Origin of the sequence: Streptomyces sp. NPDC049627 (assembly GCF_044465645.1) — a bacterium.
In the GTDB taxonomy this organism is placed as follows: Bacteria; Actinomycetota; Actinomycetes; order Streptomycetales; family Streptomycetaceae; genus Streptomyces.
Genome location: NZ_JBITLW010000011.1, coordinates 58,254 through 84,017 on the forward strand (window position 1 = coordinate 58,254; position 25,764 = coordinate 84,017).

A 25,764-nucleotide genomic window follows, 5' to 3' on the forward strand; every position below is an offset into this window, starting at 1 on the left:
CTCCTGACGCACGTACCGCTACAGGAGTCGGGCCCGCAGGTCGGGGAGTTCCCGGCCGCAGTCTCGGGAAGCCGCACCGCGACGGCTCCTGACCTCAGGGCAAGGGGCCCTCGGGTCGGCCGGGGTGGCGCAGGCAGGAGGCGACGACCGCGAAGGGCCACAACGACTGAAGGGCCGTCACCAGACGCTCGGCCGCTCCGGCGGCGCCGTCGAAACGCAGTTCGATCATGAACCAGATCGCGCTGACGAGCATCAGAGTGGTCGCGGTCAGGGAGGGCACGGGCCTCAGTCCCCAGGGCGCGGTGCCACGGCGATCGGCGGCCAGCACCGGCCACACCGCCAGCAGGGCGAATCCGACCGCGGCCGCCGAACCGTGGCGCAGCGAACCTCCGCTGTTCGGCGGCGGGACCAGAGCCACCACGAACGCGGCCGCTCCCCCGGCGCCCAGCGCCACACGCCCGGGCAGCGCGGCGGGGCGCAGCCCGAGGGCGGTGACCATGTGGCAGACGCCCAGGACGGCCAGCGCCGCGGTCATCACCCAGGATCCCGCAGCGCCGTTGGCTGCCAGCGTGCTGATCGTCTGCGTCGCGGGGTCGTAGGCGGGCCCTTCGAGCAGCGCCGCGATCATCCAGCCGCCGATCAGCACGACAGGCGCAGTAACCGACGAAAGCAAGGCCCACCTTGGGACAGATCGCATCGGAACACCGTAAAACGCCCCCTCAGCCCGCCCATCCCGCACACGCCGCACCGTCAGCACCGGTGTCCGCACCGGCCGCACCGGCCGCACCGGCCCCACCAGTGTCCGCGGCGCCGCAAAAGCCGTTCCTCTTCAAGGAGATGGCCGTGCGCGGCCATGGGGAACGGCCATGCGGCCCTCGAACATCCCGGCCGAAATCGCCAGCCCGCGCCACACTGCGCCACCCCTTCCGGGACATAGAAATATCCACCAGCATGAATGACCCCGAACGGGACGGCGGGGCCGAGAGTGCTGGGGGTAGGACATGCAGCGCACCATGGGGAAGCAGGCCGTCGAGTGGCTCGCCGCGGCTGCCACGGATCCTCGGACGTGCAAACAGCAGTGGGACCAGGGCGCGGACGCGGTGCTCCTGGAAGCCGGACGGCTCTGGGACGTGCTCAGTGTCCCCGAGCACCTCGGACTGAGCGCCCTGGACCTCCTGAGACGGGCCCGGCTGCGGGCGACCGGCCCTGTCCTGGTGAACTGCGGGGCGCGCAGAGTCGGTTTCTTCCTGCCGCCCGATCCGGCGACCGAGTGGGTCGGGCCCGGCGTACGCCATGTCGGCAGGGGGGCCTGGGTCGCCGTACCGCCGCCGCACCGTTCCGCCGGATGGCGCCTGGAGTGGCTGCTGCCGCCCGACGGTACCGGCGCGCTGTACAACCCGGACATCGTGGAGCTGGCGCTGCGCGAGGCCGGCGGCACCGCTGCCGCCCCGGCGCGCGTCAGTCGGTTGTCGGCGGAACGGAGACGCTGACGCGCCCGCTGCTGCCGCTCCACTCCCACAGGCTCAAGGGCCCGGGAAGGCCACGGGGAACGACGACGGCCGGTACGCGCTCGGTGGCCTCGACGGACCCCTCGTCCACCGGTGCGGCCTCAAGAGCCCTGGCCAGGCCCGTCCACCGGCCGACCGCCCAGGAGGTGACGGCCCGCCCCGGGCCGTCGGCCACGGCAACGGAGTCCCACCAGGTGTCGCGGCGCCGTGGCACGGCACGGCCGTGGGCCTGCCACTCGGCGACCAGCGCCGCATAGATCGACGGCTGGCCCCGAACGCCGGTGACCGGTACGACGTACGTCACGGGTGCGGCATCGCCTCCGAGGACGCGCCGCGCAGTCTCAGAGCTGTTCATGCCCGGGCAACGCGGAGGTGTGCGCCGGTGGTACGCCGGCCGCCGCCGCTACCACCCAGTCGGGTGAGCGCATCCCCCGGATGGAGGCGTGGCCGTGCGCCACACCGTCCGCCCACGATCAAGACAGGAGTTGCTTCCATCGACGGCCCACAGCACATTCCCTTCTTCTCCGGCATCCGCGACGACGCCGACGACACCCCCGACTGCCCGTGGTGCGCCGCCTTGCACGAGGCGAGCCTCCCGTCGGCCGCACGGCCGTCCGGGTCACCGGGCCGCCGGCATGACCCGTACGTCTCGGGCGCCGAGTACGACGACTGGTGAGGCCGGCCCCCTGACCCGGCACGCGGCGGGCGGCGCCCCGGCGTGCTCCGTCGGCTCAGGGGCGCGCGCCCTGCTATCTGCCTGTTTGGTGCGCGGGCGCTCGCCCCATACGGGGAATTGGACTCCCGACGTATGGCCGCATCACCCGGCAGCGGGTGCACTAAGGCTCCACCGGTCAATGCACCAAGGCTCCACCGGTCATCGGGAGGCTTTTCATGGCGCTCATGGAGTGGACGAAGTCCATGGAGTGGCTGGCTGCGGCGTCGGAAGACCCCGGCGCCTGCAAGGAGGAGTGGCAGAACGGCATCACCGGGGTCGCGCTCCTCGCGGCCGGACGGTTCTGGGACGTGCTGATCGTGCCGGAACAGCTCGGGCTGCGCGTCGCCGATCTCCTGGACGAGCTGCCGCTGCTGGAGCCGGGCCCCTGCCTGCTGGATGCCCGGCGCCGCCACGTGGGTTTCTTACTGCCCCCGGAGCCGCAGACCGTCTGGATCGGCACCGGCGTACGCCTGCTGGGCGCGGGAACGTGGATCAGCGCGCCCGCCCCGCACTGCCGCTGGGGCGCGCTGCGCTGGCTCGTCCCGCCGGACGGCAGCGGCACCCTGACCATGCCCGAGGTCCTGGAAGTGGCCCTGCAGCGCTGCGCGGACGAACTGTCCCGCCTCCAGGGCCACCCCGCACCCACGGCGCACAGCCGGACGGCGCCGGACGACGGACAGGCCGACGGACAGGCCGGCGCGCAGGTCGATGGTCCGCAGAGGGTCCGTCAGTGCGCCGTACCGGGATTCGTACGGCCCTGACCGGCATGGGCCGGTCGGCGGGCTGGAAGCCGCACCGCGTCCGGTCGGTTCACCTCGTGACGGGCTCGTCGTCGAGGCGGAACCTCGGGTCGCCCGGGACGGACGCGAGGAGTTGAGCGGTGTACGGATGGCTCGGCTCGGCGAAGGTGGCTGCCGTCGGGCCGAGCTCGACGAGGTCCCCGTGCAGCAGGACCGCGACCGTGTCGCTGACGTGCCGGACGACGGCCAGGTCGTGCGAGATGAACAGCATCGTCAGCGAGAGCCGGCGGCGCAGATCGGCGAGCAGGTTGAGGATCTCGGCCTGGGTCGTCAGGTCGAGGGCCGAGGTGATCTCGTCGGCGATGACGAACCGGGGACGTGGTGCCAGGGCCCGTGCGATCGCCAGCCGCTGCCGTTGGCCGCCGGAGAACTCGTGCGGGTAGCGGTCCATGGTGTCCGGGTCGAGGCTCACCTGACTGAGCAGCTCGGCGATCCGGGTCCGGACCGGTTTGACCCTGGCCCGGATCGGATCGAGTGCCTCGGCGAGCGACTGGGCGACGGTGCGCCGCGGGTCGAACGAGGAGTACGGGTCCTGCGGAATCATCTGGACCGTCGCCGCTCCCGCCCGTCCGCGCGAAGTGCGCAGCGGGGCGCCGTCCACGAGGATCCGGCCGCTCGACGGCCTGTGGACGCCGACGAGTGTCCGCGCCAGCGTCGTCTTGCCCGACCCGGACTCGCCGACGAGTGCGAGAGTGCTGCCCCGGGGGATGTCGAACGAGACTCCCTTGAGCACCCTGCGGGCCGCGGCGCCGTGGCCGAGGTCGACGGTGAGGTCCTCGACGCGCAGCAGCGGGCCTGCCGCCTGCGGGGACGGTGCGTTGGCTGTGGCGGACATCAGCGGCTCCCTTCCGCGGCCGGGGGGCGGTCCGCGGCTTTGTCGGAAAGGTCGTCCGGCGGCGTCCCGTTCGGCTGCGCCGCGTGCGCGTCGGCCGTCCACCGGACCGCGCTGAGGGTTCCACCGGCCTCGACCGCGGCGGGTGTCGCCGCGAGCAGCGCGCGGGTGTACGGGTGGGTGACCGTCCCGCGGCGCAGGTCGCCGCCCGTCGTCCGGTCGACGACCCGGCCGCCGTGCAGCACCAGGACGGTGTCGCAGAGCACGCCGACCACGCCGATGTCGTGCGAGATGAACAGCATGGCCGTGTCGTGCTCGCGGTTGATGCGCCGGAACTGCCGCAGCACCTCCGCCTGGACGGTGACGTCGAGGGCCGTCGTCGGTTCGTCGGCGATGAGCAGCCGCGGGTTCGTCGTCATCGCGGAGGCGATCGAGGCGCGCTGGAGCATGCCGCCGCTCAGCTCGTGCGGGTGCTGGCGCAGCCGCCGCTCGGGCTCGGTGACGTGGATGTCGGCGAGGGCGCGGACCATGTCCTGCGCGGCCCGGCGGCGGGGCGTCCGCAGATGCACCCTGGCCACCTCGGTGAGCTGGGTGCCGAGTTTCAGCGCGGGGTTGAACGTGCCGATCGGGTCCTGGTAGACGATGCCGATCTCGGTCGCGAGGCGTCGCTCCGGCGGTGTTCCGAGCAGGTCGAGGTCGCCGAGGGCGAGGCGCGACGCGTTCGCCCGCACGCCCTCGGGGAGCAGACCCGCGACCGCCATGGCGATGGTGGACTTGCCCGAGCCCGACTCCCCGACCAGGCCGACGATCTGGCCGGCCCCGATGGTGAACGACACGTCGTCGACGAGTGTCCGGTCGCCGGCCCGCACGGTCAGCCCGGCGACGGTCAGCAGGCCGTCCGTCTCCGTGTCGGCTGCTGTCCCCGCACCGCCAGGCGCCTGAAGTGCCCGAGGGGCCTGTGCCGGGTCGGCCGGTCCCGCCGCGTCCGCCGTCCCGGTCGATGCGGGCGCCGTGCCGCGGGTTCGCGGGTCGACGAGCGAGGCCACGCCGTCTCCGAGGAGCATGGCGCCCACACCGGTGACGATGAGCATGATCGACGGGGCGAGGACGACCGACGGCTGGGCGAAGATCGAGGGCAGCGCCTCGTTGAGCAGCCGACCCCAGTCGTACTGCGGGTTCTGCACACCGAGGCCGACGAACGACAGGCTGCTGATGTCGAGCAGGGACAGGGTGAAGCTGGAACTGAGGAGCACCAGCAGCGGCCCGCTGATGTTCGGCAGGACGTGCCGGCCCAGGATGCGCAGGCCGGGGACGCCGAGCAGGCGCGCGGTGAGGACGTAGTCCTTGTCGGCGACGGTCGCGGCGAGATTCGCCGTCAGCCGCGCGAACCCGGGGACGCCGGCGACGGCGATCGCGACGATCGCGGGCACCGTGCCCGGTCCGAGCACCGCCGCGATGACGAGGGCGAGCACGAGCGAGGGGAAGGCCACCGCCGAGTCGATGAGCCGCAGACAGGTCTCGCGCAGCCACCCGGGGGCCAGGTGGACCAGCGTGCCGATCGCGACGCCGACGACGAACGAGGCGGCGGTGGCGGCGGCGGCCATGAGCAAGGTGAGCCGGGTCGCGACGAGGGCCCGGGCGAGGACGTCCCGGCCGAAGGCGTCGGTGCCGAGGAGGTGCCCGGCACCGGGCCCGAGCCGGGCGTCCCCGGTGAGGGTCTCGGCGGAGCCGCTCAGCAGCGGCGGGGCCACGAGGGCCACGACGAGGAGCAGTCCGACGATCACGGCGCCGGACAGCAGCGACGGGTTGCGGCGCCGTCGGCGCACGGTCGCGTCAGTGGCCACGACGACCTCCCTCAAGAGTGCGGGGGTCGACGATCCCGAGGACGACGTCGACGAGGAGGTTGACGAGCAGGGCGAGCATGCCGACGACGAGGATGATGCCCTGGATCACCGGATAGTCCTTGTAGATGATCGCCTGGACGACCTCGGTGCCCAGCCCGGGGTAGGTGAAGACGTTCTCCAGGATGATCGTCCCGCCGAGCAGGGACGTGAGGACGAGACCGCTCAGGGTGAGGACACTCGTCACCAGGTTGGGCAGCGCGTGGCGGAGGTGGAGGCGCAGGGCTCCCAGGCGGTGGCCGCGGGCGGTCCTCATGTAGTCCTGGGCGAGCACCGAGGCCGTCTCCTGCCGGACGACCCGGGCGATGGCGAAGGCCGGGCCGATGCAGAGCGCGGCGATCGGCAGGACGAGCGCGCTCGGTGTCGTGGCGCCGCCGGACGGCAGCAGCCCGAGGCTGATCGAGAACAGGACGATGAGGAGGGTCGCGACGACGTAGACCGGCGCCGACGCCAGGAGCCCGGCGACCGTGCCGAAGCCGACGCCGAGCCGGCGGCGGCGCCCGTCACGGGTGAGGACACCGACGGTCATGCCCAGCGGGACGGCGATGACCAGAGAGAGCAGGACGGCCGGGATGACGAGCTGGACGGTGTACGGCAGCCGGGTCGCGACGATGTCCGCGACCGGGGTGTCGAACCGGAACGAGGTGCCGAGCCGTCCGGACGCGATGTCGCCGAGGTAGTGGACGAACCGCGTCGCCATCGGCTCGTCGAGGCCCAGTCGTTCGCGTATCGCTGCGAGCGTGGCCGGGGACGAGTTGGTGCCGGCGATCGCCCGGGCCGGGTCCCCGGGCAGCAGGGGCACGATGAGGAACGTCACGAGGACGAGCAGCAGCATGGACATCAGCAGCCCGCCCGCCCGACGGACGGCGAACCCGGCCCAGCCTCCGCCCAGCCGCAGCCGGGGAACGCGCCGGACGGCTGCGGCAGGCAGCGGCCCGGTCGGGACCGCGGACCCGGCGCTCACAGCGCCGCCCCCGTGAGCGCCGCGTCGTCCGGGTGCCGCTCGTGCCAGCGGAACCGCGGTTCGAGCTGGGCCGACAGTCGCAGCAGCGTCGCCTCGTCGAAGGGGGCGCCGACGAGTTGCGCACCGACCGGCAGTCCGTCCGCGGTCGTGTGGACGGGCAGCGAGATGGCGGGCAGCCCGGCGATGTTGACGAACGCGGTGAACGAGACCATCCGGGTCTCGGTGGCCCGCGGGCCGTCCGGGTCGGAGTTCGCCTCGTCGTACACGGGGCCGACCGGTGGCGCCACGACCGCGGTGGTCGGGGTGAGGAGGACGTCGAAGTCCCTGCCCCACTGGGCGACCACCTCGCGTGACTCGGCCTGCAGGCGGGCCGCCGTCCGTGCGTAGTCGCCCGCGGTGACCTCCAGGGCGGTTTCCCGGCGGCGCCGGATGTAGGGGTCCACCGCGTCGGGATCGTCGACCTCGATGGCGTAGGTGGAGGCACTGATGATCGTCCAGGTGAAGCCCATGATCGCCTCATACGAGAACATCTTCGGGCGGGCGTCGACGACGTCGTGTCCCAGGTCGCGCAGTGCCTGCGCGGCCGTCAGCGCCGCCGTGCGGCACTCCTCGTCGACCGGCAGCCCGGTCGGCGCGTCGAGGAGCAGACCGATCCGCAGCCGTCCGGGATCGGCACCCACCTCCTCGATGTACGGGCGACCCGGTTCGGGCGCGCTGTACCAGGCGAGCCGGTCGGCACGGCCCATGACGTCGAGCATGAGGGCCGCGTCGCGCACGGTGCGGGTGATCGCGCCCTCAGTCGTCGAGTGTTCCCAGCCCCTCACGAGCGCGGGCACGCGTCCCCGGCTGGGTTTGAGGCCCACGAGGCCGGTGACGGACGCCGGGACCCGGATCGATCCGCCGCCGTCGGAGGCGTGTGCCACCGGGGCGAGCCCGGCCGCGACGGCCGCCGACGCGCCCCCGCTCGAACCGCCGGAGGTGTGCGCCGGGTTCCACGGGTTGCGCGTCTTGCCGTGCCGGGCGTTCTCGGAGACGGTCAGAGCGCCGAACTCCGGCGAGTTCGTCCGGCCGAGGGGGATCGCGCCGGCGTCGAGGAGGAGCTGGACGTCGGGGTCCGTGACGGTCCTCGGGGTGTCCCGGATCGCCAGTGAGGACATCGTGTTGGGTTGGCCTGCGAGGGAGTTGAGGTCCTTGATGGGGACGGGGACCCCGTGCAGCGGGCCGAGCGGATCGCCGCGCAGCACCGCCCGCTCGGCCCGTACGGCCGCCGCGCGCACGGCGTCGGCGTCGAGCCAGACGACGGCGTTGACGGCGGGATTGATCCGCTCGATGCGGTCGAGGTAGGTCTCGGCCACCTCCACCGGGCTGACCTCTTTGGTGCGCACGAGGTCGGCGATCTGCTGGGCGGTGCTGAATGGGTCGATCACCAGGGGACTCCTGTCGGAGAGGTGCAAGGGTCGTCTCGGGTGCGGGGCGCCGGAACCGCGCGGGGCATCTCCGTGCCGGACCGTCGGGCCCGGCCGCGCGGGTCTCCGCCGCGTGCGCGCGGCCTGCCGGTCAGCCGGTGATGCGCAGGATCGGGTCGTCGAGCGAGCCGCCCAGCATCTGTGCGCTGAATCCCTTGCGCAGTGCGTAGATGAACGGGTCGTTGACCAACGGCACCGCGTCCACCTGCGAGATCAGGGCCTTGGCGGCCTTCTGGTAGGCGGCGCAGCGGGCCTTGTCGGTCGTCGCCTCGGCGCCCTGGGCGAAGGCCTCGTTCACCACAGGGTTCTTCACCGCGCCGAGGTTGCCGCCGCCTTCCGGGACGGTCGGACCCACGAAGTGGGCGAGCGGGTTCGCGAGGCTGCCGAGGAAGTTGAGGTCGGCGAAGACCGTGAGGTCCCAGGCGTCGGGCTTGCCGAACACGGTCCCGACCCAGGCCCCGACGTCGACGTTGGCGAGGGTGACGTCCGCGCCCGCGGCCCGCAACGCCTCCTGGATGTACTGGTTTCCGGCACCGGCGGGCCCGACGACCTGGGGGCCGACGAGGCGGATCTTCTTGCCCTTGAGCACGGCGGACGCCGCGGCCTTGTCCGTCGGTACGAGGAAGGAGGTGCCGGGGTCGTTGCAGGGGATGCCCTTCTGCACGAACATCGTCGACGGCTCACCGGTGTCCTTCGAGACGACCTTGGTGAAGGCGGCGCGGTCGACGGCCTGGGCGACGGCCCGGCGGGTGGCGGCGTCCGCGAAGACGGTGCCGGGTCGTTCGTTGAAGAGCAGGTAGAAGTCGGAGAACCGGCTGATGCTCACGCTGTGGCCGCCCACGCCGTCGAAGCGCGGGATCCCGGAGGCGTCGATCTTGCCGATGTCGAGCTGACCGCTGGTCACAAGGTTGCCGGTCGCCGTCGGATCGGGCGAGACCAGGTACTCCAGCGTCGTGGCGACCTTGCCGGGGATCTTCGTACGCCAGGCCGGCCATGCCTTGTACTCCGGGCGAAGCCTGTAGTCGTACGACACGCCGGACTGGGACTTCTCAAGCAGGTACGGGCCGGACTGGGAGCCCTTCGCCTTGCCGGCGGCAAGGGCCTTGAGGTCCTTGAGTCCCGCCGGGCAGACGATGCCCGTGCTCGCGACCGACAGGCCGGTGACCATGTCGCCCCACGGCCTGGCGAGCGTGATCTTCACCGTCCGCGCCGCGTCGTCGGCGGTCATTTTCACCTTGTTGCCGGGGCCGAAGACCGTGGGCAGATCGGGCGCCGCCGTCTTCGGGTCGATGTAGCGGTCGAGGGAGCCCTTGACGACCGTCGGCGTGATCGGCGTCCCGTCGGCGCAGGTCGCGTCGGCGCGCAGGGTGAACGTGGCCGAGGTCGGCGTGCTCTTCCACCGGGTGGCGAGCCCGCCGATGAGCCCGCCGTCGTCCTTGCGCACGAGGGTGTCGTAACTGTTCCGGGCGAGCTGGTAGTCCGGCAGGGACAGCGCCTTGGCCGGGTCGAAACTTGCCGGCACGTCGATCGTCGTCCGGATCCTCGTCGCGGTGGCGGCATCGCCGCCGCCCGGGTCTGCGGACGTCGATCCCGTGGTGGTGCAGCCGGCGAGTACGGCCGTCATGGCGACCGCCGCGGTCACGGGGACCGCGCGGGTACGGGTCTGGCGCATGGGTGCTCCTGGAGAGGGATGTCGCGCTCTGCGCAGGTCGCAAGGGTTCGGGTCGGACGAGCGCGAGCAGTTCGGGTGGAGGCGGTGCGCGCGGCGCTCGGGGGACGCCGCTGAGCCGCGAGCCGTGGAGCGCTTGGTGGAGAGGATGCAGGCAAGTGAACGGCATAGTCAATAGCGTTCACTATCTTTGGGTGCGCGCCATCCTTGCCGCCGATTCCGGCGCGAGAACGCCGCTGGGCGGTGGCCGCGAGGACTGACGCAGGTCAGTCGCGCGGGAGCGCCGCCGCCTCCGCCTCGAGGGCCGCGAGGAGGATGTCCGTCTGCCGGTGGAAGACATCGGTCATGTCGATGCTGCGCAGGTGCTCCTTCGCCGCCTCGGCGTAGGGGTACGCGTCAGGATCCGCCGGCTGGTATTCCTGCACCCAGTTCACCTCGGCGCCGAACCGCTGGTTGACGAGCCGCCAGGCGTTGTTGCTCGCCATGGAGAGGATGAAGTTCGAGAACGCCTGGTAGTGCAGGACGGCCTCCCGGCCGCGCCAGCCGCCGCGGTGGAACGCTTCCAGGACGGCGTCGACGGCACGCAACTCGTGAACGCCCCGGGTGACTCTCCCCATGCAGAGCGCGGCGGCCGCCGGGTGGTCCAGCGCGGTGTTCCAGGCACGGATCGCCAGGTCCCGCAGCGACTCGGTCCACGACTCGTGCGGCTCGTACCCCTCGAGGGAGATCCTGTCGAGCTCTTCCGCGACGGCGACCATGATGTGGTCGCGACTCGCGAAGTGCCGGTAGACCGCGGTCGCGGAGGAGGACAGTTCCTTGCCGAGTCGCTGGAAGGTCAGCGCGTCCGGCCCGTCCTCGTCCAGGATCCGCAGCGCGGTCTCCACGATGAACCCCTGGGAAAGGGTTCCCCGCTGGAGCCGCTTCGTCGACCGCCCTCCGGCCACTGCCACGCCAACGCCTCCCTCGGACGGACGGCGGGCAACACCGCCGCAGCCTGCGCCTCCTCACCGGCGGCAAGGAACCAGCCTAAGCGACTGATGTTGTAACGCGCGTCATGGTCCGCCCGAGCAAACGCGCCGGGCCCCGGGCCTGCGGCCTCAGCGGGAGTGGCCGAGTTGGGCGAGGGCCAGGTCGAGCATGTCGGCGAAGAAGTCGGCTGCGGGGGTGTCGATGCACAGCGGTGGCTTGATCTTGAGGATGTTGAGGTGGTCCCCGGTGGGCTGGACGATCACGCCGAGGTCGAGCATGCGGTCGCAGAGTTCGGCGGTCTCCTCTGTGGCGGGTTCCAGCCCGGCGCGGTCCCGGACGAGTTCGAGGCCCAGGTAGAGGCCCGAGCCGTGGACGGCGCCGATGATGCCGTAGCGGTCGGCCAGTGCCTCCAGCCGGCTTTTCAGATGGCCGCCGACACGCGCGGCGTTGCCCTGGAGGTCCTCGTCGCGCAGGGTGTCCAGGACGGTGAGGCCCACGATGCTGGAGACGGGGCTGCCACCGGTGGAGGAGAAGAAGTAGCCCTGGTCGCGGTACCGGTCCGCGACCGCCTTGGACGTGATGACGGCGCCGAGGGGGTGTCCGTTGCCCATGGCCTTGGCGACACAGACGATGTCGGGGACGACCTGCTGCTGCTCGAATCCCCAGAACCAGTGTCCCAGGCGGCCGTATCCGACCTGGACCTCGTCGGCGACGGCGAGGCCGCCGTGACGCCGTACCGCCGCGTACACCTGGGCGAGATAGCCGTCGGGAAGGGCGACTCCTCCGGCGTTGCCGTAGAAGGTCTCGCCGATGAACGCTCCCGCCGGGCGGCCGGCAGCGGCCAGTTCGTCGATCACCGCTGCGGCCTCGGGTGCGTAGCGCACGGCGTCCGGCCCGCGATGGCGGCCGCGGTAGGAGTTGGGCGAGTCGACGGTGTGCACCCAGTCCGGGCGGGTGGCCAGGGCGTTGGGGTTGTCCTGGAGCGAGGTGGAGACCGCGTCGGAGGCGTACGTCCAGCCGTGGTACGCCTCGCGCAGTGCGACGACGTCGGGCCGGCCGGAGGCCCCGATGGCCAGGCGAAGACCCAGATCCACCGCTTCCGAACCGGAGTTGACGAGGAACACCGTGTCCAGAGGCTCGGGGAGGAGGGCGGCGAGGCGCTCGGAGAACTGCACCACGGAGGCGTAGTGGAAGCGCGAGTTGGTGTTGAGCCGCCGCAACTGCCGGGAGACCGCCTGATCGACGCGGGGGTGGGCGTGGCCCAACGGGGTGACGTTGTTGACGATGTCGAGGTACGACCGGCCGTCGGTGGACAGCAGGTGGTGGCGCCAACCACGCTCGATCCGCGGGGGGTTGGCGTAGTAGTGCTCCTGCACGGTGGCGAACGCGGCGTCACGCCGGTCGAGCAGATCCCTCGCGCGCGTACGGCCGGAGTCGGCCGGGAGGCCGAGGAGCGGGGCGGGGTCGGCGGTGAGCGCGAGCCAGCCGGCGGCGTACTCGGGACGGACCAGACGCGGGACGGCGGGGCCGTCGGTGTCGCGCAGCGCGACGTGGACCGAGGCACCGGAGCCGAGGTGGGTGACGTCCTCGCCCGCCTGCACCGTCGCACCAGTGGTGGCGACGGGCTGGACCGCGCGGGGGAAGGACAGTGACAGCACCTGGGTGCCGTAGGTGAGTTCCACGTGGCCCGGCGCCGCGGCGAGGACCTTCCCCGCGGCGGGCGCCTGCAGCACGGCATCCCGGCCGAGCCAGAGGTCGATTCCGGTGGGCACCGTGGCGGTGGACACCGCCGACAGCGCCGGTGTCCGAGTGAGGCGCGCCCGGGCGTACCGGGTGGCGACGGCGGCCGCTCCGTCCGCGAGGGCGGAGGTCACCAGCCGGGCCTCGGTGCCGGTGTCCGTCCAGGCTCCGTGGTCCATGGAATCGGCGTCGGTGGACAGGTCGAGGAGCGTGATGTCGTCGGCGACGAGGTCCCGCAGGAGAGGCCGCACCGGCGCATCGGCCTGCGCGGTCCGGTCGGGCACGCCGGCCGTGCCGGTCGCGTCCCCGATGAGGCGCATCATCACCGGCAGGGGCAGCGAGGTGGCCTGTTCGAATATGCGCCATTCGCGGTCGAGCGCGGCCTTGGCGTAGACGTTGTCCTCGTCGACGGCGGCCTGGTGCCGCCCGCTGGCCACCAGGACGGCGGCGCGCAGGACCACGAGCGGCCACACCGCCTCGGCCTCCTCGGAGGAGAGCGGCCGAACGGCGTGGAAGGCGCGGACGGCCGGCAGCACGTGCTGAGGCTCGATACCGTCGTGGTGGAGCATCGAGGACAGGGACACGGCGAGTTCGCCGACCGCCCAACTCGTGGTCACGTCACCGAAGTCGATGATCCCGTCCGGCACGGGCGGACGGCTGTCGGGAGAGCGGATCAGATTGTCGTCGGTGAGGTCCAGGTGCACGGCCTGCGACGGCAGCGCGGCGGCGAGCCTCCGGACATGTGCCCAGGCCTCGGCGGTCGCGGTCCGGACGGCGGTGCGCCGGTCGGGTTCGTCGATGTGCCCGGCGAGCTTGGCGACGACGCGATCGGCGTGCTGCGGGTCCCACTGGAGCACACGGTCGAGGCCCGAGTGCCGGAAGTCACGCAGGGCGGTGCTGACCTTTCCGGCGATCGTGCCCATGCCCGCCACGGTGGCGGGTGACAGGTGCCGTGGTCCCGAGAGCGTGCCGCCGGGCAGGTAGCGCAGCACGCGCGCGATGGCCCGACCCTTCTCGGTGTCCACCGTCGTGCGCCGCGGCGAGCCGTCAGGGTGGCGCAGGACCGTGGCGATGCGCAGTTCCGGGCGGGCCGTGGCGATCAGGTCGGCTGCCGCGTCCTGGGCTTCGATCTCCGCCGTGCCGAAGGCGGGGTTGGCGATCTTCAGAATCGCCGCGGGCGTCCCGTCGTCGGCGTGCAGCAGGAAGTTGGCGTCCTGCTGGCTACCCAGCGCCTGCGCGCGAGCAGTGATGCCGAGGTGTTCGGCTGCGATGAGCTCGGCCTCGGCCGGCGCCATACGGGGTGCGGGGAGAGCGTCCTCGGTGAAGAAGTCGATCGTGCGGTGCTCGTCGGGCAGCATGCAGGGTTCCTCGACTGGTGCGGGCGAACAGGGCTCGGACACTCGGATGCCTCAGTCGACGTGCCACAGGAAGCGGTGGGTGTGAATCGCGAAGTAGGGGAAGTTCTCCACGGATGCGACACCCTCGACGGGCCGAACGACGTCGTTGACGAAGTCCAGAAGATCCCGGGGCTGAGGGCACACCACCTCCGCGAACAGGTCGAAGCCGCCGGCCGTGAGGACCGTGTACACGACCTCGTCGTGCCGGGACAGTTCATCGGCCACCGCCCGGGGATCGCCGTCGACGCGCAGGCCCAGGAGTGCCATCGCCTGCTGGCCCAGGGTCATCGGGTCGGTCACTCCGACGACCTGGACCGCCTTGGTGTCGATCAGCCGCTGCAGCCGCAGCCTCGCGGCCGAGGGTGACAACCCCACCTTCGGACCCAGATCGGCGTAAGGAATCCGGCCGTCGACCTGCAGCTCCCGCAGGATCGCCCGGTCGATGTCGTCCATGCGGCACCTCCCTCTCCTGCACGAACGGCAGGCACTGCGCTTGTTTCAAGCACCATGCCGGATGGATTCGCTCGAATCAAGCGTGAGGACGATTGAATCGAGCGAATCGGGGTGAGCGCGGACTGCGGTCAGGCCCAGGGGCCGACCGCCGTGAAGGAACTGTCGGCGCGGAAGGTGTCGTCGTCCTGGTAGGGGTCGATACGCAGCTCGTAGTAGTAGTGGCGGAGGTAGCGGCCGGGGTAGTTGTACGACTCCAGACTCACCGAGCCGGTGGCCGCACCGGGCCGGGCGCAGTACGTGGCGTCCTTGTTGAAGGTCGCTGTGCCGTTGCTCGCGTCGAAGCGGACCCGGTAGTCGAAGTGGCGCAGGTAGCGGCCGGACGAGTCACGGAACGAGTAGCAGCTGCCGTCGGCGAGGCCGGGGACGACGGTGAAGGTGGCGCTCTGCTTGACCGCCGTGGTGCTGGAGGACGTCACCGGGTCGAGGTAGCCGAGGCCGTCGGATCGCACGACGGCGTAGCGGCCGGGGAAGTTGACCGACCGGAGTGAGCGGCTGGTGTCGGTCGGCAGGGCGGTGCCGCCGGAGACCGGGGCGATGCCGGCCAGGGTGGGGACGACCTTCTTGATGAGGCCGTCGGAGTCGAACTCCATTCTGTCGATGGTGGTTTCGCGGTGGGTGCCGTCACCGCCCGGGATGGCGAACCGGTGGTAGGCGATGTACCAGTCGTCGGTGTTCGGGATCTGCACGACGGAGTGGTGGCCGGGTCCCTTGATGCCGAGGGAGAGGTCCTTCTCCAGGATCACGCCGTGCTTGGTCCACGGGCCGGTGGGGGAGGGGCCGGTGGCGTAGGCGACGCGGTAGTTCTCGTCGCGGGTGTCGTTCTCCGACCACATCAAGTAGTAGGTGCCCTTGCGCTTGATGACGAAGGAGCCCTCGTTGTAGCCGCTCGGGGTGATGTCCTTGACCTTCGAGGTGTCGATCGAGGTCATGTCGGCGTTCAGGGGCGCCACGTACGCGTGCCCGTTGCCCCAGTACAGATACGACTGGCCGTCGTCGTCCGTGAACACCGCAGGGTCGATCATCTGGCCGCTGTAGGCGCCGCGGGCGATCAGTGGCTTGCCCAGAGGATCCTTGAACGGGCCGGTGGGCGAGTCGGAGACCGCGACACCGATGTTCGTGTCGGCGGAGTAGTAGAAGTAGTACTTCCCGTTCTTCGCGGTCGTCGTCGGGGCCCACGCGCGGCTGTTCGTCCAGCTGATGTCAGGACCGAGGTCGAGGATGACGCCGTGGTCCGTCCAGTGGACCAGGTCCTTGGAGGAGTACGCCTTGAACTGCGTACCGCTCCAGCCGGCGAAGCCGTCGGTGGTCGGGTAGATGTAGAAGGTGTCGCCGAAGCGGACGATGTTCGGGTCGGCGTTGAGCCCCGGCAGCACCGGGCTCTTCATGATCAGTGCCTCGACCGTCCAGGTGCGCTTCGCACCGTCGGACCCGGTCACCTCGTACGTCACCGGCTTGGTGAAGTCGCGCGGCGTGCCGGAGGCCGGGCTGATGGACGCGCCCTGGGCGAGGGTGAACTGCGGGGCGAGCGCGGTGAGGTCCGTGCCCTCCTTCATCGGCAGCGTGATCCTGCTGTCGGCGTCGTCGACGATGGCGTCGATCTTCAGCGCGGGATGGGTGGCCGCGGTGACACCCGTGGTGTTCCCGCTGAGTTCGAAGACCTCGCTGGGCGCCAGCGCGCGGTTGTAGACCCGGAAGTCGCGGATCCGGCCCTTGAAGAGCTTGTCACCGCTGTAGAGCGACTTGCCGATGTAGTTGGCCGTGGTGATGCCCGACCCGATGGAACCGGGCGTGACGGTGACCGACGTGTTGCGGGCCACCTCCACGCCGTCCTGGTAGAGGACGCCCGTGGTGCCGGTCTGGGTGTAGGTGACGTGCTTCCAGACAGAGCGCGCCAGCGCGGCGGAGGTCCGGGTGTTCTGCTCGGTGGAGTAGCCCGCGGAGGCGATGGCGGTCCGGAAGGTGTTGCCGGTGGTGAACAGGTACCCGTTGCCGGCGCCGTTGCTGGTGTTGCCGAAGCCGTAGAGGAAATACGGCGTGGACTGGGCGGCGTCGATCTGCACGTCCATCGCGACGGTGATCGCGTTCATCCCGCTCATGATGTTGTCCGGCACCTTGATGTAGGTGTCGGAGCCGTTGAACGTCAGTCCTTCCCCCGTGCCCGACCAGCCCGCGGTGCCGTTGACCGTTCCGTTCCGGCCGTTGCCCGAGGCGTCCACCGCCACGGTGCCCGACGTCGCGTCGAGTTTGTACCAGAGAGCCAGACCGTCGGTGATCTCCGCCGCCTGGGCGGATGCTGACAGACCGAGGACACCAGCCAGGAGGGCGGCGGCGGCCACGGTTGCAGCAGCGCCCGGCCAGAATCTTCGGCGGTGCTGAGGGCTCACGCTGTGCATGGGTTCACATCCCGTGACGAAGACATGCCTGAGGAGGGGGCTCAACACCTCGGCGGAGGTGCTGACATGCCGCCCGTATGACATCGCGCTGCGTGAGTGTGGAGGGGGCCGCGAGCCAACGTCAACACTTTACGAACAATGTCCGACAAGTCGAACAACTTCCTTCGGAGCAAGTGTGGAGCAAGGCCGTTCAGCGTCAGGTCCAGGGCGCCACGAGGACGAAGGAGCGGCTGGCCCGGTACGCGGCCGTGTTCTCCGAAGGGTCGAGCCACAACTGCAGGTTCTCCCGATGGCGGAGGTAGCGGCCCGGATAGTTGTACGACTCCAGGGAGACCGAACCGGCCGTGGAACCGGAACGGGGGCAGAACGTGGCGTCCTTCCGGAAGAGGGCGGACCGGTCGTCGGGGTCCAGCCGGATACGGAAGGCGTAGTGCCGCAGGTACCTGCCCGCGGCGTCCCTGAGTGAGTAGCAGCGGGGGTCGGCCAGGCCGGGGACGAAGGTGAAGGTGGCTGCCTGCCGGGTGGCCGCGGAGCTGGTGGCGCCGACCGGGACCAGCATGCCGAGCCGGCCGGACTGGCTCACGTAGTCGCCGGGGTTGTCGACCGACCGCAGGGCATGCCGACCCGAGAACCGCGCCTCAGCCGTCGTCGCCGGGGCTTCTTTCGGCGTCGATGTCGGTGTCGGGATCGGTGTCGGTGAGGCGGACGTTCTCGGGGGCGGCGGCACGGACGAGGCGGCGGGCGACAGCGGGGCCGCGACGGCGGGGGGCCGCTGGGCCGGCTCGTGCGATCCCGTGGCGGTGTACCAGGCCACTCCGGCAGCCGCGAGCGTGACGGCACCTGCGGCTGCCGTCGCCACGGGCTTGGCGGCCAGCCTGCCGATCATCCGGGCCGTACGGCCTGCACCGCTCGCCGTGCCCGTGCCCGTGCCCGTGCCCGTGCCGGTGCCCGTGCCCGTACCGACGGTCGCCCCGGCCGAGCCCGCTCCCAGCGCCTTGGCCAGTACCAGGCCGGCCAGGCCGACCGGCACCGGCACCAGCGCGAGGCCGGCCAGCAGCCCCTCCGCCGGTATCAGGTCGGACGAGCTCAACAGGCACTGCGGACAGTCGCGGACATGGCGTGCCAGCCGCTTGCGCCACAGCGCGGAGGGCCGTCCGTCCCACGAGGCGAGCACGGCGGCCAGGTCCGGGCACCGCGGCGAGGCCGTCACGGCTCGCACGACGGTGCGCGCCGTCTCCAGCCGTTCCTTGACCCGCTGGATTCGGACCGCCGCGTGCTGCGGTGTCAGGCCGCAGGCCGCCGAGAGCTCGCCGCGGGTCAGTTCACCGGCGTTCTCCATCCACCACAGCGCGAGCACCTCGCGTTCCTCGTCCCCCAGCCAGCGGGTCGCCTCCACCGCTTCACGCCGCTGGCCCGACAGCGCAAGCCGAAGAATCGCCAGGTCGGAGAAGTCGGCCTGCGGGTCTGTTTCGTGAGTGTTCTCCTCCAGGGGCTCCGCGGTGAGCCAGGCGCGCCCTCTACGCCACCGGTCACGGATCTGGCGCACGGTGATGGCGACGAGCCAGGACCGGAACCGATCCGGTTGCTCCAGTCCCGGCAACCCGTCCAGGACCCGCATCATCGTCTCCTGGACCACGTCGTCGACGTCGCTGTGCCCGTCCAGCGCCCGCCCGACGATGTTGTAGACCAACGGCAGAGAGTCCTGTATCAGCTGTTCCGAGGCCTGCCGGTCCCCGGCGCGCGCCGCCATGACGAGGGCGACGTCCGGCTGTTCCTGCCTGTCCTGCGAGCGCACCCCGCCCCACCCGTCCCGTCGCCGTGCCGATGTGTCGAGGGCGACAGTGTGCCAGGAGCGAATCCGGAGGATATGCGTGGGTCGCTTCTCGGATGCCGCCCCACGCCGTCGTCCGTTCCGTGCTTTCCGTTATGCGCGACGCGCCGGTACGTCTCCCGTGCGTACCGTGCCCCGGCCGTTGCAGAGCCCGGCACCCGCAGAAAGACAGGAAAGGGACATGCGCACACTTCTCTCCCGGCTGGCGGCGATATGGGTCGCCGCGTGCCTGCTCTTCACCTCCCAATCCCTGGCCGCACCCGACCGGGCGGCCGCCGCCGACCCGGGCTACCTGATGACGCACTTCATCGGGGAGGGGTCGAACGGTCAGCAGATCTACTTCTCGTACAGCAAGGACGGCCTGAACTGGACCGAGCTCAACGGCGGCGGAGTAGCTCTTCGCTCCACGGTCGGCACGAAGGGGGTGCGTGACCCCGCACTGGTGAGATCCCCGGACGGTGACAAGTACTGGATCATCGCGACCGACCTGTGCATCAGCTGCGGGCAGAACTGGGAGGCCGCCGTGTACAACGGCAGCCGCAACCTCGTGGTGTGGGAGTCGACGGACCTGATCAACTGGTCCGAGCCGTGGCTGCTCGACGTCGCCGGCGCGATCCCCGACGGACGCAACGCCTGGGCCCCGGAAGCGGTCTGGGACCCGGCCGGCAACGACTACGTCCTTTACTGGGCGACGAACAAGCCCGTCGACGGTGTGAAGAAGCACCGCATCTACTACGCCCACACCAAGGACTTCCGCTCCATCACCACCCCGCAGATCTACATCGAGCGCCCCGGCATGCAGGAGATCATCGACACCCAGATCGTCGAGATGCCCCCCGGCGTCGGCACCTACCGCTACGTGCGGGCCTCCGGCGACGGACAGATCACCCTCGAAGGCAGCAACTCGATCCTCGGGACGTGGACGAACCTCGGCAACCTCTCCGGCATCGGCCTGACCGGTGCCCAGGTCGAGGGCCCGATGTGGATGAAGTTCCGCGACCGCGACGAGTGGGCGCTCTACCTCGACCAGTACTCCTCCGGACGCGGGTACATGCCGGTCACGACGACCAACCCCTCCGCCCCCGGCGCCTACAAGCTCCCGGCGTCGGGAAGCTACAACATGGGCGTCACCAAGAAGCGCCACGGCTCGATCCTGAACCTGACGGCCGCCGAGGAGTCCCGCGTGCTCGCCCGCTGGAGCGACATCCCGGCCAACCGGCTCCAGTCGTACAACTTCCAGGACCGGTACGTGCGGCACGCCAGCTTCGACGTGCGCATCGACCAGAACATCACCGGCCAGGACGCCCAGTTCCGGCTGCGGCCCGGTCTGGCGGGCTCCGGCACCGTCTCCTTCGAGTCGGTGAACTACCGCGGCTACTTCCTGCGGCATTCCGGATACGACTTCCAGCTGGTCCGCAACGACGGCACGGCCCAGTTCGCCGCGGACGCCACCTTCCGGAGGGTCGCGGGGCTCGCCGACTCCACATGGTCCTCGTTCCAGTCGTACAACCACCCCGACCGGTACATCCGCCACTACGCGTACCAACTCCGCCTCGACCCGATCACCACCGCGACAGGACGCAGCGACGCCACCTTCCGTGTGACGAACTGACCTGAAGCCGGGATGCCAGCGATGAGGGTGGCCGACGGAGTCGCCTTGCGAACAGTCGGCACCCTCGTCACGCAAGGAACGACAACCGCACCTGCCGACGAGGATTGTCCGCCTGCATCGCGCGAGCCGTGGCGGGCGGTTTCTCCGACAGGTCGATCCCGATCGGGTGGGCCCCTGCTCCGGCCGGCCAAGCGGAAACGTAGGTGCTTGCCGCTCGGTACGTGGGTGCCGGAGGGCTTTCCCGGCCCGGCACCTGTCCCCGGGGAGCCAGGGACCGAACCGTCCTAAAATGGAACGAATCATCCACCGACGATCGAGGGCAACGTGTCGGCCAACGGTGTGGCATCGAACTTGTACCCGTTCGGCGCCGCAAGTGTCGGCGAAGCGCCCGAGCGCGACGACGCGCTGGTCAGTGCCGTCGTCGGTGCCGTGGAGCTGACCGGAGCGCATACCGGAAGCGTGTTTCTGCTCTCCGGCGACCACCGCTCGCTCGTAGTGGCCGCGTCGTGCGGGTCGCCGCCCTCCCTGCTCAGCGGGTGGCGTCGGATCCCGGTGAACAGCGGTCTGCCAGTGGCGGAGGCGTACCGCTCCGGGCGCATGGTCCATCTGGCCGGCGCGGAGGAGACGATGCGGCGCTTCCCGCAGCTCTCGGTCGCCCTGCCCTACCCGTTCGGTTCCGCATCGGTCCCTGTACGGGCGGGCGAGCGGACCTTCGGCGCCATGGCCGTGGTGTGGACGGCCAGGCCGGACGGGACAGGGCTGTCGAGGGCGCAGCGCCGGAAGCTGCGCTCAGCCGCCGACCGGCTGGGCGCCACCCTCGCCGGCCTGCGGGCCCGCGGCGCGCTCGGTGAGTACGACGAACGGACGGCTCCGGTAGTGGTCCCGCTGCCATCCGCCCCAGTGATCCGGGTGGGCCTGTTCGACTGGAATCTCGACACCGGAGCCCTCACGGCCGACGACGAGCTGTGCGCGATCTTCGGAATGCCGCCCCGCGAGTTCGACGGACGGGCGGCCACCCTGGCGGCCATGATCGAGCCCGCGGATCTGCCCGGCTTGCGGTCCGCCGCCCGTGCCGCGGTCCAGGAACGCCACGTGCTGGCCCACTGCCTGCGCATCCGGGACGGCCGCGGAGGCCACCACACCGTCGAGCTGTGGGGCCGGGTGCCCGAGAGCCCTGACGACCTGCAGGCCCCGGCCCATCTGGTCGGCGCCGTACTCGACTCCGGGAGCCGCATGGCCGCCGTGGCGGCGATCGAGCAGCTCGCGGACGGCTTCTTCGCGCTCTCGCCCGACGGACGCGTCGCCTACGCCAACCACAGCCTGGAGAATCTGCTGCGGGTCCGCCAGGACGAACTGCTCGGCCGACGCCCCTGGGACGTCCTGCCCTGGCTGGCCGATCCCGTGTACGAGGACCGCTACCGGGCCGCCCTGGTCTCCCAGCAACCGGTCTCCTTCCTGGTCCGCCGCCCACCGGCCACATGGCTGGTCTTCTCCCTCCACCCGGGCGCTCAGGGCATGACGGGGTGGGCGGCACCCGTGCGACAGCCGGTACCGGCCGGCACCGGACCCGGGGCAACCCTCGCGGAAGGGGGGCCGCCCGTCTCCTGGTCGCCTCCGCCCGCGGCCCCGCGCGTGGGCTCCCTCTACCGGGTGCTCACGCTGGGCAGCGCGCTCACCGAGGCGGTCACCGCGCACGAGGTGTTCGAGGCCGTCGCCGAGCAGCTGCTGCCCGCTTTCGGCGGCCAGAAGCTGGCGATCGCCGTGGTGGAGGAGCGGCGCCTGCGCCTGCTCGATCAGCGCGGCTACTCGAAACGCTTTCTCGCCCGGTTCGAAGGCACTCCGCTGCATGCCCGGCTGCCCGTGACGGACGCGCTGACCACCGGGGCCCCGTTGTTCGTCGAGTCCCGTGAGGAGCTTCTCGAGACCTACCCCGGGATCGTCGTCAGTCAGGCCAACTCCTGGGCGTTCCTGCCCTTGATCGCCTCGAACCGCCCGGTCGGCGTCTGCCTGCTCGGCTTCGACGACGTCCACCGATTTCCCGACGAGGAGCGCGGAGTCCTCACCGCACTGGGCGGCCTGATCGCCCAGGCCCTGGAACGCGCCAGGCTCTACGACGCCGAATTCGCGCTCGCCCGCGGCCTGCAGAACGCGCTGCTGCCGCACCGGCTGCCCACACTGCCGGGCCTTGATGTCACCGGGCGCTATCTTCCGGGCACCCGAGGGATGGACATCGGCGGCGACTGGTACGACGTCATCCCCACCGGCGACGAGGTCGCGCTGGTCGTCGGGGACGTCGAGGGGCACAACGTCGCCGCCGCGGCCGCCATGGGCCAGCTGCGAAGCGCGGTGCGTGCCTTCGCCACCGCCGGCCACCGGCCGAGCGACGTCGTCGCCAACACCAACCGGCTCCACATGGACCTCGACCCGGCGCTCCTCGCAAGCTGCTGCTACGCCCGCCTCCATCCTCGCTCGGGGGTCGTGCGCATCGTCCGTGCCGGCCACCCCCCGCCCTTGCTGCGCCTGCCCGACGGGCAGGCCGAAGTCCTGGATGTGCCCGGCGGCCCTCTGCTCGGCATCGACACAGCGGCACACTTTCCGGAGTCCGAGCTGCGCCTCGTACCCGGGTCGATCCTGGCCCTCTACACGGACGGACTGATCGAGAGGCGTGACTCGGACATCGATTCCGACATCGACCGGCTCCGCGCGTCACTGGCCCGCATGGGCGGGGGCCGCTTGGAGGATCTGGCCGACGCGCTGCCGCGGGACGCCTGCCGGTCCGCCGACAGGGCGGACGACATCGCCCTCCTGCTCACCGAGTACGCCCCGCCGCCCTGAGGCAGCAGGCTCTCCGAACCCCGCTGTCCCCTGCCTGGTGGGGCGGGTGGGACTCGAATCCACCGCCGGCGGATTATGAGTCCGCCGCTACAAAGCAAGGGCAAGCCGCACTCGTTCGGTACGGCCGGACTTCAGACCTACAGTCGGCACCCTCGTCACGCAAGGAACGACAACCGCACCTGCCGGCGAGGATTGTCCTTGTTCGTATCGACGAGGCACACCGACTGCCAGGTGCCGAGCTCCAGGCGCCCGCCCAGCACCGGCAGCGTCGCATGAGGCGGGACGAAGGCCGGGAGGACGTGGTCGCGGCCGTGGCCGGGGCTGCCGTGGCGGTGCTGCCAGCGGTCGTCGGCGGGGAGGAGGGTGTGCAGGGCGGCCAGAAGGTCGTCGTCGCTGCCGGCGCCCGTTTCGATGATCGCGACACCGGCCGTCGCGTGCGGCACGAAGACGTTCAGGAGACCGTCGCGGTCCGCCGCCGCCTCCCGCAGGAAGGCCTCGCAGTCGCGGGTGATGTCCACGACCCGCTCCGCGGAGCCGGATGCGATGTTCAGGACTCGGGTGGTGAAGGCGTCTGACATGCCCTCCATCCTCGCCCATGCACCCGCAGTTCACAGCCGAGGGCACGGCCGAGGGCACGGCCGGGTGATGGTCGGGTGATGGGTCGGGTGATGGGTCGGAATGACGGTCGAGCGGTGATACGCAAGGTCCACTTCGCGAGACACCATTGACCGCCGTCACGCCATCTGGCTACGTTCACCGGCATGTTGCGTTCAGCCCTGCTCACCACGCGCGGTCACATCGACCTGCTGCGGGTGGCCTCCGCCGCGTGTCGCCGCGGCCGCTGACGCCCACCTTCTCTCTTCACCCACGCTTGTTCCGCGTACCCGCCCGGTCCCGTCCTGACCGGACCGGGCGGCGCTGACACGCGTCTCCATCGAACGCTCATCGCCCCCCGGAGCACTCATGAGCATCAGCCATGCCCCACCCAGCTCTCCCGAGGCGGATATTCCCCTTAAATCCGGCTCTTCCAATCCGATCTCCGTCGACGTCGTCCCCCTCCTCCCCGCCTCCGCCCGCCGCACCCGCGTCCCCCGCTGGCTGCGCCGCACCGCCGGCCCCGTCCTGCTCCTCGCCCTGTGGCAACTGCTCAGCGCCACAGGTGTGCTGACGTCCGACGTCCTCGCCTCTCCCGGCCGGATCGCTCAGGTCGCGGGCGATCTGATCGCCGACGGCTCGCTCCCCTCGGCGATGGGTACGTCCCTTCAGCGCGTCGCGGCCGGGCTGGCGCTGGGCACGGTCGTCGGGACCGGACTCGCGCTGCTTTCGGGGCTGTTCCGGATCGGTGAGGACCTGGTGGACGCGCCCGTGCAGATGCTGCGGACCGTGCCGTTCGTCGGGCTCATCCCGCTGTTCATCATCTGGTTCGGCATCGGCGAGGCCCCCAAGGTCGCCATCATCACGCTCGGCGTGACCTTCCCGCTCTACCTCAACGTCTACGCCGGTATCCGCGGCGTGGACGCGCAGTTGATCGAGGCAGGGGAGTCGCTCGGGCTGTCCAGGTGGGGGCTCGTGCGACACGTCGTGCTGCCCGGTGCGCTGCCGGGCGCCCTGACCGGCCTGCGCTACTCGCTCGGCATCGCCTGGCTGGCCCTCGTCTTCGCCGAGCAGGTCAACGCCGACTCCGGCATCGGGTTCCTCATGGTGCAGGCCAGGGACTTCCTGCGGACCGACGTGATCGTGGTCTGCCTGATCGTCTACGCCTTCCTCGGTCTGTTCGCCGACTTCATCGTCCGCTCCCTCGAAAGGCTGCTGCTGCAATGGCGACCGACGTTCACCGGCCGGTGAGCCCCGAAGCCGGACCGGCCTCCCCGGCCGCACAGGCCACCCAGACCGTCCACGCCGTCCACGTGGCGGGGCTGACCCGCTCCTTCGACGGGCGTGCCGTCATCGACCGGCTCCGACTCGACGTCCGTCCGGGCGAGTTCGTCGCCCTCCTCGGCCGCAGCGGTTGCGGCAAGTCCACGCTGCTGCGCATCCTCGCCGGTCTCGACCGTGACATCGAGGGCACCGTCCTGGTCCCGCGCCGCAAGGCCGTCGCCTTCCAGGCGCCGCGGCTGATGCCGTGGAAGCGGGTGTGGCGCAACGTCCTGCTGGGACTGCCCGGCAAGCCCGACCGTGCCGTCGCCGAGCAGGCGCTCAAGGAGGTCGGCCTGGACCACCGTACGAACGCCTGGCCCAAGACGCTGTCCGGCGGCGAGGCCCAACGCGCCTCACTCGCACGGGCGTTGGTCCGTGAGCCCGATCTGCTGCTGCTCGACGAGCCGTTCGGCGCGCTCGACGCGCTCACCCGGATCAGGGCCCAGCGCCTGGTGGGCGAGTTGTGGCAGCGGCGCGGCTGCGCGGTCCTGCTGGTCACGCACGACGTCGAGGAGGCCGTGCTGCTCGCCGACCGCGTCCTCGTGATGGACGACGGGGTCATCGCGCACGAGCAGCGCATCGAGCTCGACCGCCCCCGCGACATCGCCGACCCCCGGTTCGCGGAACTGCGCGCCGGCCTCCTGGAGCGCCTCGGCGTCGACACCGCCGCCGAAGCCGCCTGACCTTCCCCTTCTTTCATGC

General features: G+C 71.1%; 19 protein-coding genes and 1 pseudogene. 7 read left to right on the forward strand and 13 right to left on the reverse strand.

Annotated features, from left to right (window positions below; genetic code table 11):
- Positions 1–94: 94 nt before the first annotated feature.
- Positions 95–697: a DUF998 domain-containing protein gene (locus ACIBU0_RS28545; RefSeq protein ID WP_398823971.1), complete on the reverse strand. Its 603-nt coding sequence runs from the start codon at positions 695–697 to the stop codon at positions 95–97.
- Between the two features lie 304 nt (positions 698–1,001).
- On the opposite strand from ACIBU0_RS28545, the gene ACIBU0_RS28550 reads away from it, so the two are divergent.
- Entirely contained in the window at positions 1,002–1,490 is a 489-nt protein-coding gene (locus tag ACIBU0_RS28550) for a bifunctional DNA primase/polymerase (protein WP_398823974.1), read from the forward strand.
- On the opposite strand, the gene ACIBU0_RS28555 is transcribed toward ACIBU0_RS28550, so the two are convergent.
- Positions 1,459–1,863 carry a hypothetical protein gene (locus ACIBU0_RS28555; protein ID WP_398823977.1) on the reverse strand — a complete coding sequence of 135 codons (405 nt, stop codon included), beginning with the start codon at positions 1,861–1,863 and terminating at the stop codon, positions 1,459–1,461. The two genes, ACIBU0_RS28550 and ACIBU0_RS28555, sit on opposite strands and share 32 nt — an antisense overlap.
- A 536-nt stretch (positions 1,864–2,399) precedes the next feature.
- Between ACIBU0_RS28555 and ACIBU0_RS28560 the strand changes: the two genes are divergently transcribed.
- Positions 2,400–2,984: a hypothetical protein gene (locus ACIBU0_RS28560; protein ID WP_398823980.1), complete on the forward strand. Its 585-nt coding sequence runs from the start codon at positions 2,400–2,402 to the stop codon at positions 2,982–2,984.
- A 49-nt stretch (positions 2,985–3,033) separates the two neighbouring features.
- On the opposite strand, the gene ACIBU0_RS28565 is transcribed toward ACIBU0_RS28560, so the two are convergent.
- From ACIBU0_RS28565 to ACIBU0_RS28610, 10 genes and pseudogenes are all read right to left on the reverse strand, one after another.
- Positions 3,034–3,858 (reverse strand): ABC transporter ATP-binding protein, encoded by an 825-nt coding sequence (locus ACIBU0_RS28565; protein WP_398823983.1) that lies wholly within the window; start codon positions 3,856–3,858, stop codon positions 3,034–3,036.
- Entirely contained in the window at positions 3,858–5,699 is a 1,842-nt protein-coding gene (locus tag ACIBU0_RS28570; protein ID WP_398823986.1) for an ATP-binding cassette domain-containing protein, read from the reverse strand. The genes ACIBU0_RS28565 and ACIBU0_RS28570 overlap by 1 nt, the downstream gene beginning before the upstream one ends.
- Positions 5,689–6,720 (reverse strand): ABC transporter permease, encoded by a 1,032-nt coding sequence (locus ACIBU0_RS28575; RefSeq protein WP_398823989.1) that lies wholly within the window; start codon positions 6,718–6,720, stop codon positions 5,689–5,691. Before ACIBU0_RS28575 ends, ACIBU0_RS28570 begins: the two co-directional genes overlap by 11 nt.
- The gene (locus tag ACIBU0_RS28580) at positions 6,717–8,147 is read right to left on the reverse strand and encodes an amidase (protein ID WP_398823992.1); all 1,431 of its coding nucleotides are present in this window, start codon (positions 8,145–8,147) and stop codon (positions 6,717–6,719) included. The genes ACIBU0_RS28575 and ACIBU0_RS28580 overlap by 4 nt, the downstream gene beginning before the upstream one ends.
- Before the next feature lie 130 nt (positions 8,148–8,277).
- Positions 8,278–9,858 (reverse strand): ABC transporter substrate-binding protein, encoded by a 1,581-nt coding sequence (locus ACIBU0_RS28585; RefSeq protein WP_398823995.1) that lies wholly within the window; start codon positions 9,856–9,858, stop codon positions 8,278–8,280.
- Positions 9,859–10,121: 263 nt separating this feature from the next.
- Complete coding sequence (locus ACIBU0_RS28590) at positions 10,122–10,805, reverse strand: TetR/AcrR family transcriptional regulator (protein ID WP_398823998.1); 684 nt, start codon at positions 10,803–10,805, stop codon at positions 10,122–10,124.
- A gap of 147 nt (positions 10,806–10,952) precedes the next feature.
- Positions 10,953–13,922: an aminotransferase gene (locus ACIBU0_RS28595; protein WP_398824001.1), complete on the reverse strand. Its 2,970-nt coding sequence runs from the start codon at positions 13,920–13,922 to the stop codon at positions 10,953–10,955.
- A 51-nt stretch (positions 13,923–13,973) separates the two neighbouring features.
- Positions 13,974–14,414: an Lrp/AsnC family transcriptional regulator gene (locus tag ACIBU0_RS28600; RefSeq protein ID WP_398824004.1), complete on the reverse strand. Its 441-nt coding sequence runs from the start codon at positions 14,412–14,414 to the stop codon at positions 13,974–13,976.
- Positions 14,415–14,542: 128 nt separating this feature from the next.
- Positions 14,543–16,774, reverse strand: a pseudogene (locus ACIBU0_RS28605) (family 43 glycosylhydrolase); the annotation flags it as partial.
- Between the two features lie 289 nt (positions 16,775–17,063).
- A complete protein-coding gene (locus ACIBU0_RS28610) occupies positions 17,064–18,662 on the reverse strand; it encodes a sigma-70 family RNA polymerase sigma factor (protein ID WP_398824007.1) in 1,599 nt (532 codons plus the stop codon).
- Positions 18,663–18,879: 217 nt separating this feature from the next.
- On the opposite strand from ACIBU0_RS28610, the gene ACIBU0_RS28615 reads away from it, so the two are divergent.
- Positions 18,880–20,310 (forward strand): glycoside hydrolase family 43 protein, encoded by a 1,431-nt coding sequence (locus tag ACIBU0_RS28615; RefSeq protein ID WP_398824010.1) that lies wholly within the window; start codon positions 18,880–18,882, stop codon positions 20,308–20,310.
- Between the two features lie 339 nt (positions 20,311–20,649).
- On the forward strand, positions 20,650–23,145 hold the full coding sequence (locus tag ACIBU0_RS28620) for a SpoIIE family protein phosphatase (protein WP_398824013.1): 2,496 nt from the start codon (positions 20,650–20,652) through the stop codon (positions 23,143–23,145).
- A gap of 155 nt (positions 23,146–23,300) precedes the next feature.
- On the opposite strand, the gene ACIBU0_RS28625 is transcribed toward ACIBU0_RS28620, so the two are convergent.
- Positions 23,301–23,723: a YjbQ family protein gene (locus ACIBU0_RS28625; protein ID WP_398824016.1), complete on the reverse strand. Its 423-nt coding sequence runs from the start codon at positions 23,721–23,723 to the stop codon at positions 23,301–23,303.
- Between the two features lie 183 nt (positions 23,724–23,906).
- Between ACIBU0_RS28625 and ACIBU0_RS28630 the strand changes: the two genes are divergently transcribed.
- From ACIBU0_RS28630 to ACIBU0_RS28640, 3 genes are all read left to right on the forward strand, one after another.
- A complete protein-coding gene (locus ACIBU0_RS28630) occupies positions 23,907–23,990 on the forward strand; it encodes a putative leader peptide (RefSeq protein WP_313884353.1) in 84 nt (27 codons plus the stop codon).
- A gap of 118 nt (positions 23,991–24,108) precedes the next feature.
- Positions 24,109–24,990 carry an ABC transporter permease gene (locus tag ACIBU0_RS28635; RefSeq protein WP_398824018.1) on the forward strand — a complete coding sequence of 294 codons (882 nt, stop codon included), beginning with the start codon at positions 24,109–24,111 and terminating at the stop codon, positions 24,988–24,990.
- The gene (locus tag ACIBU0_RS28640) at positions 24,963–25,745 is read left to right on the forward strand and encodes an ABC transporter ATP-binding protein (RefSeq protein ID WP_398824021.1); all 783 of its coding nucleotides are present in this window, start codon (positions 24,963–24,965) and stop codon (positions 25,743–25,745) included. Before ACIBU0_RS28635 ends, ACIBU0_RS28640 begins: the two co-directional genes overlap by 28 nt.
- Positions 25,746–25,764: the final 19 nt, after the last annotated feature.

Bases quoted from the DNA above. Each gene is read 5' to 3' on its own strand.
- ACIBU0_RS28625 (WP_398824016.1), bottom strand. From the start codon at position 23,723: ATGTCAGACGCCTTCACCACCCGAGTCCTGAACATCGCATCCGGCTCC.
- ACIBU0_RS28595 (WP_398824001.1), bottom strand. From the start codon at position 13,922: ATGCTGCCCGACGAGCACCGCACGATCGACTTCTTCACCGAGGACGCT.
- ACIBU0_RS28560 (WP_398823980.1), top strand. From the start codon at position 2,400: ATGGCGCTCATGGAGTGGACGAAGTCCATGGAGTGGCTGGCTGCGGCG.
- ACIBU0_RS28555 (WP_398823977.1), bottom strand. From the start codon at position 1,863: ATGAACAGCTCTGAGACTGCGCGGCGCGTCCTCGGAGGCGATGCCGCA.
- ACIBU0_RS28585 (WP_398823995.1), bottom strand. From the start codon at position 9,858: ATGCGCCAGACCCGTACCCGCGCGGTCCCCGTGACCGCGGCGGTCGCC.
- ACIBU0_RS28565 (WP_398823983.1), bottom strand. From the start codon at position 3,858: ATGTCCGCCACAGCCAACGCACCGTCCCCGCAGGCGGCAGGCCCGCTG.
- ACIBU0_RS28615 (WP_398824010.1), top strand. From the start codon at position 18,880: ATGCGCACACTTCTCTCCCGGCTGGCGGCGATATGGGTCGCCGCGTGC.
- ACIBU0_RS28630 (WP_313884353.1), top strand. From the start codon at position 23,907: ATGTTGCGTTCAGCCCTGCTCACCACGCGCGGTCACATCGACCTGCTG.
- ACIBU0_RS28550 (WP_398823974.1), top strand. From the start codon at position 1,002: ATGCAGCGCACCATGGGGAAGCAGGCCGTCGAGTGGCTCGCCGCGGCT.
- ACIBU0_RS28600 (WP_398824004.1), bottom strand. From the start codon at position 14,414: ATGGACGACATCGACCGGGCGATCCTGCGGGAGCTGCAGGTCGACGGC.
- ACIBU0_RS28635 (WP_398824018.1), top strand. From the start codon at position 24,109: ATGAGCATCAGCCATGCCCCACCCAGCTCTCCCGAGGCGGATATTCCC.
- ACIBU0_RS28640 (WP_398824021.1), top strand. From the start codon at position 24,963: ATGGCGACCGACGTTCACCGGCCGGTGAGCCCCGAAGCCGGACCGGCC.
- ACIBU0_RS28545 (WP_398823971.1), bottom strand. From the start codon at position 697: ATGCGATCTGTCCCAAGGTGGGCCTTGCTTTCGTCGGTTACTGCGCCT.